Source organism: Acinetobacter bouvetii DSM 14964 = CIP 107468, assembly GCF_000368865.1.
Taxonomy (GTDB): domain Bacteria; phylum Pseudomonadota; class Gammaproteobacteria; order Pseudomonadales; family Moraxellaceae; genus Acinetobacter; species Acinetobacter bouvetii.
On the sequence record NZ_KB849727.1, the window covers coordinates 880986 to 896118 of the forward strand.

The window sequence follows — 15133 nt, forward strand, 5'->3', positions numbered from 1 at the left end:
GTAGAGCGACGGACTGTTAATCCGCAGGTCCCTGGTTCGAGCCCAGGTTGGAGAGCCAAATTCTAAAAGCCCACGCATTATGACGTGGGCTTTTTCTTCGGTATAGCAAAAGTTCCCGTGTTCAATTTAACTCAAATTATTTTTTTTATTATCGGCTGCCTTGCAAGCTTTGCTTTAGTTTGCATTCTGTTTCCCCGGCTTTTTTTCCGTAAGCAGAAATATTTTCCCAAACGCGTTATCACCCCCTTCGAAAGCAAAATGTACACGCGCTTAATCAGCGCTTTTCCGCAGCATCATGTGTTGGCGCAGGTGGCTTTCAGCGCACTCATTACCAATCAAAACTACAAAATACGCAATCAGTTCAACCGCAAGGTGACCGACTTTGTGCTGCTGGATAAAGACTGCAGCGTGATCGTGATTATTGAATTGGATGATCCCAGCCACATCGGCAAGGAAAAAGAAGATGCTGAACGGGATGCCATGCTGCAGGAGGCCGGTTACCGTGTGCTGCGCTATACCAGCATCCCCAGCGCGCATAATCTGCAAAAGGATATTTTGTAAAGCGCCTTTGGGGTTTGACTTTTCTGCATCTATGTTAATCGCAGCAGCGGGTTAACCTGCTCCATGCAGAACTGTAATAAAAAATCCCAGACGCTTTGCAGCGGCTAGGATTTGGTGCATCAAGTATACAATCAATCTTCAAAAACTTTAGCCTGATGAATCAGCTGCTGGTACACGGCGCCATCCTGGATTTGATTGGCGCTGAGTAAAGCCAGTTTGACCAAAAACAGCTCACGCTTTTGTTCAGGCACGGCATCTAAGGTTTCGGCCAGCAGGTCATATACTTTTTCTAAATCTGGAATGCTGATTGCGTTCATGCTGCGGCTCCTTCGGCGGCTTGAAGAAATTGTTGAAAGGTTTGGGTAATGGCATTTTCGCGGTAATTGATCCATCGCCCGTTAATATGATGCCCTGGACGGACTAAATAAATTGCTCCAGCCTGCGCAAAGAAGCGCTCTGCAGCCACGTCCGGCGCAATGGCAGCCGTGCGGTCTGCCCCATCAGCCGTCACGCCATCCAATGCTAAAGCTACGAGCTGCACTGGAATGCCTTGCTTTTTCAGCGCAGCAATTTCTGCATGCAATGAAGCAGGAAGCTGGCCTTGCTCTGTCAGTGCCAATACCGTGAATTTTCCAGAGATGGCATCATAAAGGAACGAACCATCGGCAAATTTAACATTCGGTATCAGCGCGCCATTTTCTGTCAATTCATTCATTTGCGCATTATCATCATGCTGACTGTTTAATGGCGAATGCGTATAGGCATGCGGGCGGGATGTGCGCCAATGGTACAGCGGACGCACAAATTCATGCGCTAAAGACAAGGACAGCACGGCGTTACGCAGCAGGCGGTAACCTTCCGTCGGCGGCGCCATAAAGCGGGTCGATTTTCCGGCCTCTGCAATAATTTCACGCGCCGCGCCAACCCGGTCACAACTGTAGCTTTCTAAAAGCTTTTCAGGCGCCCAGCCCTTCACGACCGCCGCCAGTTTCCATGCCAAATCCTGTGCATCCTGAAAACCGGTATTGGCGCCGCGCACGCCAAAAATCGGCAGCAGATGCGCGGCATCACCGGCGAAAATAATCCGGTTATGCACATAATTATCCAAGGTCAGCGCCCGTGCAGAATACACAGTGCTCCAGTCCATTTCCCATGCTAAATGATCTTTGCCAATCATCTTCAGCTGATCATTGACCGCTTTATGCAGATTTTCCGGCAGTAAAGCTTCTTCTGGAGAAACCGCAGGATCGAGCTGGTAATCAAAGCGCCAAATGCTGTCCGGCTCACGGTGCATCAAAATGGTATTGCCCGGATTCCAGTCAGGAGAGAAATAAGCCAAGCGTTCTGTTGGATAATCCAGTTTAATGCGGATATCCGCAATGACAAAACGCCCTTCGTAGCTTGCGCCTTCCATCCGCAGCTTCATGCGCTCACGGATCGGCGAACGGCCGCCATCGGCTGCCACCACCCATTTAGACGTGTGCTGATAAGCGCCTTCCGGCGTTTCAATAGTTAAAGTGACTTGATCATGGGTTTGCTCATGATCCACCACTTTGTTGCCCCAGCGCATTTCAATGTTCGGCTGCTGCTGAATTTCTTCCAGCAAAAAATGCTCCAGCCAGTTTTGCTGCAGATTATTCAATGGTGCAAACTGATCATGCTCACTGACCGGTGACGCCATGCGGAAGGCAATTTGCCCTTTATATATAGAATTGCCATGCGTCCACGGCAATGCTTTGGCCATAATGCGCTCAGCTGCGCCTGCCGCCTGCAGAATTTCCATTGAGCGCTTGGTATACACCAGTGCGCGGCTGCCTTCTGACAGCTGCAGTTCCGCAGACAGCAAAATGACCTTTACGCCCTGCTTGGCCAGCAGCAATGCGGCGGTCATGCCGATGGGCCCAGCGCCAACAACGGTGACCGTTTGATCATCCGCCGTTTCGGATGCCGCGCCATGATAGTGCGGAAAAACTTGATAATTGTAATACAGTGATTTTCTTGGCTCTGCCGCTGGAAAATGCATCTTGAACTCCTTGTCTTCATTACAATAAATAAATATTTTTAGCCGCTTAACCTGCTGGCTGCAGCGGCATGCTGTCTTTAAGTTGAATCGAATCTTCAGCTGTATGGCTGCGGTACGCTTTGCTTCCATTTAAGCCCACAGCATAAAAGCTCAGCAGCAATACAGTTAAAAATGAACAAAGCACCCAGACCATGGTGAATGAACCTGTCGCGGCTGCAATCATTGAAATTGCCGGAACGCCAGCGGCAATCCCCAGCGTCTGAAAGCGCAGGCAAATGCCGTAAACTTCACCGTAATATGCTGGGCCATAGGTTTTGGAGGCCACAACAGCCGGCGTTACCGTGCCTATGCAATTACCTACACCCCAAAACATCGCACCGAACAGCCCCAGCATCCACATATCTGCAGAAACGGTAAAAATAAAGGGAATACAGGTCAGTAAAACCGATGCCGCCACTAAAGCTGTGGTTTTGAGTGACCCGAATTTGTCATACAGCCAGCCCAATGCCACTTTTGCAAAAATCATGATGCCAAGAGTAATCACTAAAAATGTTGCCGCCTGCTCCATGCCAAAAGTATTTTGCAGATAAACCGGCAGCTGCAGCACAATCCCCCCGCCGACAAAACCCACCAAAAATTGAGCCGCCAGCATCGACCAGAAAAAAGGCTTTTTCTTTAATACGGCAGGCGCCAAATGCACCAGTGCAGTTTGATTTCCCGGCACGGACTGTTTCAGCGCCTGCTCTGCGCCATATGCTTTTAAACCTATGCTTTCCGGACTGTCTTTGATGATAAAGACAATCAACACGGCTCCTGCCGCAAACATGATCGCCGCCACCGTCTGATAAGCAAAAGCCAGACTGAAATGCTGAATGCAGTAGGTGATATATTTACTGAGCGCCATGCCAAAGAATGCGCTGCCCGAAAGCGCAATGCTCATCGCCAAGCCTTTCTTTTCTGCAAACCAGCGATTTACCAATATATTGGGCGGAATAAAGGTTAAACCGGTCGAAAAAAAACCGAACAGCGCCGCGGTGGCATACAGCGCCGCAATGCTGCTGACTATTGAAAATGCGGCATAACTCAGGCAAAAACCGGTTAAGAAAAACAGTAAGGCTTTTTGGGTATGCGCCTGCAGGATTTTGCCAACTTTCGGTGAAAACAGCATCACCGTAATATTGATAATGGTTGAGCACAATGCAAATTGCGTCGCGCTGATGCCCGCCTGCTGGGTGAATGCGTTCAGATAGATATTGAATGTTGTAATGGTCAGCGCAAGGGCTGAACCTGAAACCGCCATCAGCGCCAATACAATCCACCAGCCGTAAAAAAACTGATTTTCCGTTTTTTTCATTTTGCTTTCCCTAGTTCCTTGCATATATTCTGCTCAAGGAAAGCAAAGGCTTAACCTTGAGAGATCAATTCCGTTAAAGCAGATGCTGTTCCTTTTAGCGCTTTAACTTTTTCATTATTAAAATCAATTGGCAGATGCGCGTCACTGCCCAATGCCGCAATGGAAAATTCAATTTCACCATGGCGGTTAAACACTGGCACACACACCGCATTTACCCCAGCAAGCAAGTCTCCAGAGACGGTCGCTGCGCCCTTGTCACAAATCGCGCGTTTCATCTTCTGAAACTCATCCCAATTGGCTGGATAGACCTGCTGACCCAAACTTTGGCGCTGCTGCCATTCCTTTTCCAGTAAAGGCCGCACAATGTCTTCTGCCATAAAAGCGGCAAAAGTGCGTCCGGTTGCTGAATTCAGCATCGGCATGACAGAACCGACCCGCGTAATCACCGACACGGGCTGATCCGGTTCAATCCACTGCACCACCAATGGCCCTTGTGACGTCCATTTGCTGATTTGCAGGCCGCAGTTGATTTCACGGTGCAGCGCATGAATCATCGGCTGAGCCGCCTGAATCATATCTGTGCGCTGTATACAGCTCAGCCCTAAACGCCAGGCCTGATCACCAAGCGCATAGCGCCCGTCATCCAGCTGCTTGGCGTAATTCATCCGCACCAGACTCACCACATAGCGGTGAACCTTTGCCGGATGCATCGACAGCTTTTCAGAAAGTTCTTTCAGCATCATCGGCGTACGGTGCGCAATCAGTGCATCCAATACATTTAAGCCGACCTCTAAAGACTGCACCCCGCCTTGTGTTTTTTCTTCAGACATTCGTCTTTTAACTCTCAATTTAATGATCAGTATTTTACGCGAAGCAGTCTGATTAAAAAGCGCTAAACACAAAATTGGCCGCAATAAACTTTTAAGCAATGCTCCTGATCTGTTAATTTCAAAACCCATAAATTACGTAATTCATAATTAATTTATATATTGCGTAATTTGTTAAAATGAGTATGATGAGATTAATCGTAAAAATCAAGGCTTCTAAGACCTTAGGCGTAATTTTTTATAAAACATTTATATTTCAAAGTTTTATAAAAATATGATTTGCAAAATCATCAATTTGCGCAATGCCTGGAACCCCTGATGCTTATTTTTCTCAATGCAAACGTGTCAAACGCATGGATTGCTTTGCTCAGTCAAAAGGAATATAGAAATGACCCGCCCATTGAACTCATTTATAGACGTCGCCCAAAATTCAGATTTTCCAATTCAAAACCTGCCTTATGGCATTTTCAGCAACACTCAAGACGGCGTGCGCCGCGCAGGTACAGCCATCGGCGAATGGGTGCTGGACTTGGCGGCCCTCGAAGCGAATGGCTATTTGAAAATTCAAGCTGGCGAAACTTACTTTGCGCAAAGCACATTGAACAAATTCATTGAATCCGGCAAAGCCAACTGGTCTAAAATCCGTGCTGAACTTCAGGAATTGCTGTCTGCAGACAATGCCGAACTGCGCGACAACCCAGCCCTGCGTGAACAAGTGTTCTTTAAGCAGGACGATGTCACTTTGCATCTGCCCGTGCACGTGCCTGGCTATACCGATTTTTATTCATCTAAAGAACATGCCACCAATGTCGGCTGCATGTTCCGCGACCCTAAAAATGCCCTGCTGCCGAACTGGTCAGAACTGCCTGTCGGCTATAACGGCCGCGCAAGCTCTGTCATCGTCAGCGGCACAGATATTGTCCGCCCTTCTGGCCAGATCAAACTGCCCCATGCCGACCGTCCGCAATTTTCTGCCTGCCGCAAACTGGACTTTGAATTGGAAACCGGCTTTATTGTGGGCAAAGCCAACAATTTAGGCGAACCGATTGCCATTGAAAATGCATGGGATCATATCTTTGGCATGGTGCTGTTTAATGACTGGTCTGCACGTGACTTACAGCAGTGGGAATACGTGCCGCTCGGCCCGTTCAATGCCAAGACCTTTGCCTCATCAATCTCGCCTTGGATTGTGACTTTGGAAGCGCTTGAACCTTTCAAAACCCATTCGCCAGTCCAAGAGCCGCAGCCGCTGGCTTACTTGCGCGAAGACCACAGCAGCAACAGCTATGACATCAATTTATCTGTCGAAATTCAACCTGAAGGTGCGGTACAAGCGGATGTGATTTCCGAAACCAACTTTAAATATATGTACTGGTCGATGGCGCAGCAGTTAACCCACCACACGATTGCCGGCTGCAATGTGCAAGTTGGTGATTTAATGGGCTCTGGCACCATTTCCGGTCCAACGCCTAACTCATATGGTTCACTGCTGGAAATTACTTGGAATGCCACCAAGCCGTTAACACTGTCGAATGGCGAAGAACGCAGCTTTATTCAAGATGGCGACACCCTCATTATGAAAGGCTTTTGTGAAAGAGGCGGTTTGCGCATTGGCTTTGGCGAAGTCACAGGCAAAGTGCGTCCTGCCGTTGCATTTCATTTTGCTGAACATGCTGCCGAAGTATCATGCGCATGAAGCTTTACAGTTATTTCCGCAGCTCTGCGGCTTACCGCGTGCGTATTGCACTGAATCTAAAGCAGCTCAATGCAGAGATAATTCCAGTGCATTTACTGAATAACGGCGGTGAACAGCACAGCGAAGCTTACCGTGCAGTTAATCCAAGTGAATTGGTTCCTGCTTTGGTGGATGATGCTTTCACCCTGACCCAGTCACTCAGCATTTTGGAATATCTTGAAGAAAAATTTCCAGCGCATAACATTCTGCCGCAAGACCTGCAGCAGCGTGCGCTTGCCCGTGCATTCAGCCTGAGCATCGCCTGCGACATTCACCCATTAAACAACCTGCGCGTACTGCAGCATTTAACTGGTGAATTGGGCTTAAGCAATGAACAGAAAAATGCATGGTATACGCATTGGGTCAAAGTGGGCTTTGATGCTTTAGAAGCGCAGCTGGTTCATTCCAATGGGCGATTCTGTTTTGGCGACGACCCAACCATTGCTGACTGCTGCCTGATTCCGCAAGTGTACAACGCGCTGCGTTTCAATATTGATTTATCAGCTTACCCAAAAATTCAATCTATATACGCCCACTGCAATGCATTGGATGCATTCCAAAAGGCTGCGCCCGAAACGCAGCCAGATGCGGCTTAACTGTTAATTACGCAAATAAGGATATTCAACATGACCATTCAAATTGAAAAAATTCACCACGTGGCCTACCGCTGTAAAGATGCAAAAGAAACGGTAGAATGGTACAAAAAGAACCTGAATATGGACTTTATTTTAGCTTTTGCTGAAGACCATGTGCCGTCGACCAAAGCCTTTGATCCCTATATGCATTTGTTTTTAGATGCAGGCAATGGCAATGTTCTCGCCTTCTTTGAGCTGCCGACCCAGCCAGAAATGGGCCGTGACGAAAACACCCCGAAATGGGTGCAGCATATTGCGCTGAAAGTCAAAGACCGCACTGCATTAATTGAAGCAAAAGCGCATTTAGAAGAAAACGGCATTGATGTGCTGGGCATTACCAATCACGGTATTTTCCATTCAATTTACTTCTTTGATCCCAACGGCCACCGTTTGGAACTGGCATATGACGATGAAAAAGCGCCTGAAAAAATTGCCATGATCACGGAAGACATGAAGCATGACATGCTGGAGCAATGGTCTAAGACCAAGCGCGCGCCTGATCATACGCACTTCCTGCATGCATCAGAGTTAGACAACAACTCAGCCGCTGCGAAAGTGGATGCCTAAGCCATCCCCCCAGAAACAATGATAAAAAAGCAGTTCAACCCTGAGCTGCTTTTTTAAATGAAATCAGCAAAAGCGTATGCGCAGTACAGCTATTTATTACGCAACTCAAATTGGCGGTACCAATGCAAGGAATGGATGCGCCACATTAGCTTTAAACTTTTGATCTGAAAGCACATTATATTTTTAATATTTAAAAAACACATAATGCTGAATAGCCAACATCTTAAAACTCCCGCAATCCGTATTTTTCAGCTTATAATTATTAATACAAACTATTGAATAAAATATCAGTTCATTTTCCTGTGTTTTTATCAAGTTCGGCTTGAACTTTAAGCAGATGAATGCCAATTTTATCAGCCTTCGCTATTATGAACCGTTATTGACTTCTTTTGATAAGGCCCACGGATGACACTCAAGCAGTTAAAAGCCTTTTTAGTCTTAGCGCGCGCATTAAATTATGCCAATGCCGCCAATGAATTGTGCCTAAGCCAATCCGCTTTGAGTTTGAGCATCAAGACCTTAGAGGAAGAACTGGGCGGCAAACTCTTTAAACGCAATACCCGCCGAGTAGAAATGACTGCGGAAGGCCAATCACTCATCCCCTATGCAAGAAAATTATTGGCCAATTGGGAGGATATGGAAAAAGATGTCAAGCAGCGGTTCAAATTAAACCGCGGCACTTTAAACATTGCCTCCATGCCTTTTGCGACACATGCTATCCTGCCCGCCGTCATGCAGAATTTCTCAAAGCGCTATCCCAATATTAATTTTTCCATTCATGACATCCCCAATGAAAAAATTATTGAAAAAGTGCAGGAAGGCATTTTTGAAATCGGCATTTGCTTTAATCCGCAAATGAGCGATCAGTTGATTTTTCAGCCTTTATTTAATGAGGATTTCTTAGCCTTGCTGCCAAAGGGCCATGCTTTAAGCAGCCGAAAGAGCATCACTTGGCTGGAGCTATGCTCTCAGCCTTTTGTCACGCTGCAAAGCCCTTCCATTATCCGCAAGGTCATCGAACAGCACTGCGCTTTGCACAAGATTCACTTAGATTTAAAAGTTGAGTGTCACCAGATCAGCTCCCTATCGCATTTTACCGCTTACGGCATGGGGGTCAGCGCCATTCCCCGCCATTTCAAAAATTTTATTAATTTAGAACAAAACGTATTAATTGAAATTGAAGACAATGATGTTCAGCTTCCTGTGGGCATCATTTATAAAAAAGATGATGAACTTTCCAATATTTCCACACATTTTATAGAAACTGTTTTACAGCATGATTTTCATTGAGCCATGCTTTAAAGCATCTTCATCAATGAACCATAAAACCAATTAAATTATTCATAAAAAATTCTTCATTTTCAAAATCCGCTTGCCCTGCATGCAGGCTTCACACGGCTGCCTTGCGTGCATTAATGAGTTTTTCTGATCAGGCGTTAGAAAGAATCAATTTCTCAATTGTTAAGCGCGGTGTTAAAAAATAATAAAGCAAAAAAGGAATTTGAGAATGAACAAACTGGCGGCAAGTGCAGAACTTGCTTTAGCGGATATTGCGGCAGACAATCAAACATTTGCCGTTGGCGGTTTTGGTTTATGCGGCATTCCTGAAGCGCTGATCGACGCTTTAAAAAATACCGGCGTGACGGGCCTGACCTGTATTTCCAACAATGCGGGTGTAGATGATTTCGGCTTAGGCAAACTGCTGCACACCAAGCAAATCAAAAAAATGATTTCTTCTTATGTCGGCGAGAACAAAGAATTTGAACGCCAATATTTAAATGGCGAATTAGAAGTTGAACTCACCCCTCAAGGCACATTGGCCGAAAAACTGCGTGCTGGCGGCGCAGGAATTCCCGCATTCTTTACCCAAACTGGCGTGGGCACTTTAATTGCCGAAGGCAAGGAAGTACGGGAATTTGACGGCAAAGAATACATTTTAGAACCCTCTCTTACGGCAGATGTCGCTTTAGTGAAAGCCTATAAGGCCGATAAAGCCGGAAATTTAGTATTTCGCAAAACCGCGCGCAATTTTAATCCTGAGTGCGCCATGGCAGGCAAGATTACCATCGCTGAAGTTGAAGAAGTGGTAGAGATTGGCGAAATAGATCCAGATGATATTCATCTGCCGGGCATTTATGTCAACCGCATTGTGCTCAATACAGCGCCTGAAAAACGCATTGAACAATTAACCTTAAAGGCGGAGGCTTGATCATGGCTTGGACACGTAATGAAATGGCGCAGCGCGCGGCTTTAGAATTGGAAGATGGCTTTTATGTCAATTTAGGCATTGGCCTGCCAACCTTAGTTGCCAACTATATTCCAGAGAATATCAACGTGTGGCTGCAGTCTGAAAATGGCCTGCTCGGCATTGATGAATTTCCAACTGAAGAAACAGTCGATGCAGATTTAATCAATGCGGGCAAACAGACCGTCACTGCGCGTAAAGGCGCGGCATTCTTTTCCAGCTCAGAGTCTTTCGCGATGATCCGCGGCGGTCATGTCAATATTGCGATTTTAGGCGCAATGGAAGTTTCTGAAACTGGCGATCTCGCCAACTGGATGATTCCGGGCAAAAAGGTCAAAGGCATGGGCGGCGCTATGGATTTGGTGGCTGGCGTGCAAAAAGTAGTGGTGCTGATGGAGCACAATGCCAAAGACGGCAGTCCGAAAATTGTGCCGCAATGCACCCTGCCGCTGACGGGTAAAGGTGTGGTAACCCGCATCATCTCGGATTTAGGCGTGATGGATATAACTGAAAAAGGGATTGCTTTAGTGGAATTGGCGAAAGATGTCACACTCGAGCAGATTAAAGCCGTGACGGGCGCGGCGCTGATCACCCATGCGTTAGATGCGGCCTGATTGGCAGCAAAACCATCATAATTTTGCAGGGGTGGAAGATTAAAGCTCATCCATGCCAGCAATTAAAAAAGTACCGCAATTGCGGTACTTTTTTAATTGGTTCGTTTTGCATTTAATACAGATACTGCAGAATCAGCTGAGCATAAACATTGCTGCCTGTACCGCCCGCTTGGCTGCCGCCATGATCGATATCTTTTTTCGGCTTGTACCAGCCAGCCAAAGGAATCACATTGATATTTGCTGTCGGTGACCACACGGCAAAAGCATCGACTTCATGGCCATCTAAATTTTCAATCTCTTTTTTTATAGTATCAAACTGATAGGCCAGCAATCCTACATGCAAATTCTCTTTCATAGATGCCTGCAGTGACAGCTGATGAATCCGCGCATTGCTGCTGAACGGCCCTGCATAATTGCCAGCGACTTCACCTTGAAACCATGTGCCGAAGCCTGCATCGGTATTGCCGTAAAACAGCGGATCATAATTTTCTGAGAAAGATGAATAGCGGTAGCCTAAAACAGGCTGATACGGCAGCTGATCAAAGGTGTAATGTGCAGCGGCGTACCATGCATTTTCATTATGATGTTGTTGATCTTGATGCACATATTCTCCGCTGAACGCCAGCTGCGCATTGACTTGCGCTTTCACCCGCAGCGAAATATCTTTCAGGTCATCACGCAATGAGTCCTGATTTGGATCATCAAGATCGGTCACTTGCAGATAGGTCAATCCAGCAGATGCTTTGCCAAAGTCATATTCTGCATCTGCTGCCCATAACTTTGGTTGATATTGCGCTTTATTGTCTGACTCTAAATAATACACTTGGGTTTTCAGCTGTTCATTCAGCTGCAGCTTCATTTGCACAGCAAAATCAAAACTGCGGCGCGCCGCCAAATAGTAGCCGCCGCCGCGGTTCAGCTCACCATCTGCAATGCCTTTGCCCACATTCAGCGCATCGCCCGCCACAATAAATCCATCGGCGATTTGAATATTTTGCCGGCCAGCCCGCAGATCAAAACTGGCGTCTTCCGCCGAACCATTGCGCCAGCCGGCTGTCCATTCTTCCAACGAAGTTCTTCGCTCTTTGCCTGTGGTCATGCCGCCTGCATCTCCATCCCCAAAAGTACCGGAACTCAGGCCCATCACGCTGCCGTATAATGCGCCGCCATTATGCTGAACTTCAGCTTCAAAACCGTATTTGGCATAGGCTTCCTGCCAAGATACCTCACCTGATGCATCCGGATTGTTATAGCTTTTATCACTGTAAAAAGCGCCTAAGGTCACATCTAAAACAGGTTTAATTTTTACATTTTCAGGCAAACTGGCCATGTCCGCCTGCACTGTGCCGCCGCTCAGCAGCAATGCCGCCGCACACATTGTCTTTCTCATTTGATTCCCCTTAAAACTTATTTTTCAATCTTCCAAAAAAAAGAGGACCCGCTGCCTGCTGATCCTCCTGATGCATCCATCAGTGCTTGTGCTGTTCTTTTTCAGCAGCCTGCTTTTGATCTGCGCCATTGTTCAGGGTTGGCGTACTGTCAAAGAAATTCCATGGCTTCAGCATGGTATAGACCCATTCTGTCGGCATAATCGGCCATTCTTCAGCGCGCGCGACATGTGTTGTGCCTGTCGTCATCCACACCACCAAGTCTTTATTTTCAATATTGTCGTTATTGGCAACGAACTCGCCCAGCCCTGTATCTTTCACCGAACGGTTTGAATATTTTCCTTCAGGAAACTGTTCATTTTGATCACGCTTGGTGACCCAAATTTGCTTATCCATAAAGCTTAAACGCTTGAAGAGCCATTCGTCAGGCGCAAAGTTCGCGCCTTTCGCGATTGGATGCGTACCGCCTGCAAACGGAATCATTTGATAAGACACTGGATTGCCCATGCGGTTTTCTTTGTTGGCATTGGAAATTAAGCGGATGGTTGATGGGTCAAATTTCTGCGCCGCTTCCTGTTCGGTTGCCACAGTGCGTTCTTTGACCTCCATTGCGCTGCTGCGCGGGCCGCCGCGGGTATTTTTAGCAACGACGGGATCCAGCTCCATAAAGCTGTTATTGCCGCCATCGACATCCATATCCAAACGGAAGTTATAAATATGCTGATGCGTTGTGCCGACAATATTGTGGTCAATCAATGTACCGTAGCGGGTATCTTCTTTTGCAGTCGCATCATGCATGGTTCGGGCTTTGACGCCTTTAACCGCTTCAATGCCTGTCGCGCCGGCGTTGATGCCGATAATGCCGTTATTATTAAAGACCCAGTCAAAGATATAGTCATAGTTGCCCACGGTGCTGATCCAGCGCACCACCAATTCACGGCGTTCTGAACTGATATTCGGCTGGTTCATTTCCTGATGCTTAAACTCAGGGCCTGCATAACGCTCAAAAATGGCAATGGCGTTCGGAATGACGCGCGGCTGCCCGGTGTAATCGGCAATAACGGCATCCAGCAATACTGCATTGTCTGGCGCATCAATGCCTTTTTCAATGGAAGAGGTCAGCGTGCCCATGCCGTATTCGCCAGAATCCAGATAGGATTTGAAGTACCAGCCCATATCCGGATCACCATAAGGCACCACCATGCCGCCAAGGTTCCCTTCATACATGACCTTGCGTTTTTCACCTTTATCTTTATAGGTGACAGTCGATACTTTTAAGCCCACACGGGAATCTAAACCGACATGGAAGCACCATGGCCCCCAATGCACCGTTTGGCCGGTAATGGAAAAGTTTTTGCCCTCAGGCTCAACCATATTCAGCGGCTTAAACTGTGATTTGTCATTTTTATTGGCAATCGAATTGGGCGACATCGGCACTGGAATAATCGCGCCCTCTTCAAGCTTTACAATTTTTTTCTGGTCTAGATCCACCACGGCCACCAGATTTTCAATCGGATGCGCCCAATAATTGCCATCCCCCGTATCTAAATAGGAAACCACTTTCAGCACATTCAGCTCTTGACCTAAACCGTCTTTACCGCCAAAAAAGCCCACTGTCAGCGGCGTCGTTACCACTTTAGAAACATCTTTAACGCCGCGTTTTGCCAAGGCCTTTTTATAGTTTTTATCTTTGGTGATGATTTCCTGCACCGCGACCATATCATCGTACAGCACCATGCCATGGGTGTTTTCCAAGACTTTCCATTGCGTCACTTTTTGCGTTTTCAGGTCGACCGTCCCTTCAATCACCGATTTGCCTTTAAGCAAAGTGAATTCCGCCACACGGTCTTGCGTCAATTCTTTATGGTTAATGAAAGCATCCCAAACTTGGTCTTTTTCAGGATCTTTTAATTTAATCTCTGAAAAACGCATATTCGGATAAGCATATTCAGACTTGCTGATCGCTTCAAAAGTCTGTGAAATTTCCTGTGAGGTTAAACCGTTTAAAGGATGCGCTGCAGATTCCACTTTAAAGGTCTGATCTAAGCCTGATTGAAAAATTTCTGATGCAAATTCTTTACTGACTTCGGCCTTGCCATTTTTGACCAGCAAAGGCACGCTGACTTTCAGCGGCTTGCCATTGACTAAAACGGTATCTGAATTGGGCTTAGCCCGTACCACCAAAGAGCCTTTTGAAATGGTATAGGTATTGGTGAAGTCATCTTTTTTTACATCAGCGCCAAAATCGCTCATGTTCTGATACAGCGGCACCATGTCTGCAGCCTGCCCATGCGCCAAAGCCTGCTGATGCACGCCAATTAAGGCCGCGGCAACCGTTAAATTCAAACCGGCCCATTTTTTTAAGGACTGTGTAATTCGATTATATTTCATTCCCAAAATCCATAATTAATAAAACACTATGGATTTAAAATAGAGGATTTAATATTATAAAAAATCCACCTTAAGGATGATTTTATCTTAAAAATTTACAGATTAATTCCTGACGGTTTTTGACATTTATTTTTTGATAAATATGCTGCACATGTGTTTTAACTGTTGCCAGGCTGCAGTTTAAATTTAATGAAATTTCGCTATTATTAATGCCGTTCATTAACTGTTCTAAAACCGCAATTTCTTTTTTGGTTAAACTGTATGAAGCAGACATATCCGCTTTATCAATGGTATCGGTATGATGGTAAAAATACTTTTTAGACAGCTGATAAAAAGACTCTAAAACTCTCTGATCCTGCACGGTAAAAGGCACCTTTTCATTTTCACGCACAATGCTAAGCCCCAGTATAGGGTCGCCATTTCTTTTGCGGAAAAAAATTTCTGCGGTATCCTGTATTTTCCAGCGCGCCATAAAGTCTGCATAGCTTTCATCACACTGATGATGACTGAGCAATTCCACATTATTATTTTTATTGTTATAAAACCGGGTAAATGACACAGGATCATTTTCAACTTTATGATTTAAATACTCATCCAAAGAGTTTTTAGGTATATTGAATGCATGATAACCATAAGCCCGATCAATATGATCAATCGAATATACTAAATATCCATCAATATTAATTATCCGCTGCACCTGCTCTATAAAGTTTTGACTGAATTCTGTTAAAAACTGATGATTAAGCATAATTTCCACCTATCCTTACCGGAAATTTAATAAGCAATATATAAG

General features: G+C 46.0%; 14 protein-coding genes. 7 read left to right on the forward strand and 7 right to left on the reverse strand.

The window, feature by feature from the left end:
• Positions 1-117 precede the first annotated feature (117 nt).
• Positions 118-561, forward strand: a complete 444-nt coding sequence (locus F941_RS11140) for a DUF2726 domain-containing protein (protein WP_018572567.1) — start codon at positions 118-120, stop codon at positions 559-561.
• Between the two features lie 131 nt (positions 562-692).
• On the opposite strand, the gene F941_RS11145 is transcribed toward F941_RS11140, so the two are convergent.
• From F941_RS11145 to F941_RS11160, 4 genes are read right to left on the reverse strand one after another with little or no spacing between them, the layout of a single operon-like run.
• A complete protein-coding gene (locus tag F941_RS11145; protein WP_005011237.1) occupies positions 693-878 on the reverse strand; it encodes a hypothetical protein in 186 nt (61 codons plus the stop codon).
• Positions 875-2584: an FAD-dependent monooxygenase gene (locus tag F941_RS11150; RefSeq protein WP_005011240.1), complete on the reverse strand. Its 1710-nt coding sequence runs from the start codon at positions 2582-2584 to the stop codon at positions 875-877. The genes F941_RS11145 and F941_RS11150 overlap by 4 nt, the downstream gene beginning before the upstream one ends.
• Before the next feature lie 46 nt (positions 2585-2630).
• Entirely contained in the window at positions 2631-3938 is a 1308-nt protein-coding gene (locus tag F941_RS11155; RefSeq protein WP_005011241.1) for an MFS transporter, read from the reverse strand.
• Positions 3939-3988: 50 nt separating this feature from the next.
• Positions 3989-4768, reverse strand: a complete 780-nt coding sequence (locus tag F941_RS11160; RefSeq protein ID WP_005011242.1) for an IclR family transcriptional regulator — start codon at positions 4766-4768, stop codon at positions 3989-3991.
• A gap of 385 nt (positions 4769-5153) precedes the next feature.
• Between F941_RS11160 and fahA the strand changes: the two genes are divergently transcribed.
• The 6 genes from fahA (at position 5154) to F941_RS11190 (ending at position 10561) form a co-directional block, all read left to right on the forward strand.
• Complete coding sequence (gene fahA / locus F941_RS11165) at positions 5154-6461, forward strand: fumarylacetoacetase (protein ID WP_005011243.1); 1308 nt, start codon at positions 5154-5156, stop codon at positions 6459-6461.
• On the forward strand, positions 6458-7096 hold the full coding sequence (maiA, locus tag F941_RS11170) for a maleylacetoacetate isomerase (protein WP_005011244.1): 639 nt from the start codon (positions 6458-6460) through the stop codon (positions 7094-7096). The genes fahA and maiA overlap by 4 nt, the downstream gene beginning before the upstream one ends.
• A 30-nt stretch (positions 7097-7126) precedes the next feature.
• Complete coding sequence (locus tag F941_RS11175) at positions 7127-7702, forward strand: VOC family protein (protein ID WP_005011245.1); 576 nt, start codon at positions 7127-7129, stop codon at positions 7700-7702.
• A 405-nt stretch (positions 7703-8107) separates the two neighbouring features.
• On the forward strand, positions 8108-8992 hold the full coding sequence (locus tag F941_RS11180; protein ID WP_005011252.1) for a LysR family transcriptional regulator: 885 nt from the start codon (positions 8108-8110) through the stop codon (positions 8990-8992).
• Positions 8993-9209: 217 nt separating this feature from the next.
• Positions 9210-9911 carry a CoA transferase subunit A gene (locus F941_RS11185; RefSeq protein ID WP_005011257.1) on the forward strand — a complete coding sequence of 234 codons (702 nt, stop codon included), beginning with the start codon at positions 9210-9212 and terminating at the stop codon, positions 9909-9911.
• A gap of 2 nt (positions 9912-9913) precedes the next feature.
• Complete coding sequence (locus F941_RS11190; RefSeq protein ID WP_005011259.1) at positions 9914-10561, forward strand: CoA transferase subunit B; 648 nt, start codon at positions 9914-9916, stop codon at positions 10559-10561.
• A 112-nt stretch (positions 10562-10673) separates the two neighbouring features.
• Here F941_RS11190 and F941_RS11195 read toward each other — a convergent pair whose 3' ends face one another.
• From F941_RS11195 to F941_RS11205, 3 genes are all read right to left on the reverse strand, one after another.
• Complete coding sequence (locus F941_RS11195) at positions 10674-11951, reverse strand: hypothetical protein (RefSeq protein WP_005011269.1); 1278 nt, start codon at positions 11949-11951, stop codon at positions 10674-10676.
• A gap of 79 nt (positions 11952-12030) precedes the next feature.
• Positions 12031-14340: a primary-amine oxidase gene (gene tynA / locus F941_RS11200; protein ID WP_005011270.1), complete on the reverse strand. Its 2310-nt coding sequence runs from the start codon at positions 14338-14340 to the stop codon at positions 12031-12033.
• An 82-nt stretch (positions 14341-14422) separates the two neighbouring features.
• On the reverse strand, positions 14423-15088 hold the full coding sequence (locus F941_RS11205) for a helix-turn-helix domain-containing protein (protein WP_005011273.1): 666 nt from the start codon (positions 15086-15088) through the stop codon (positions 14423-14425).
• Positions 15089-15133: the final 45 nt, after the last annotated feature.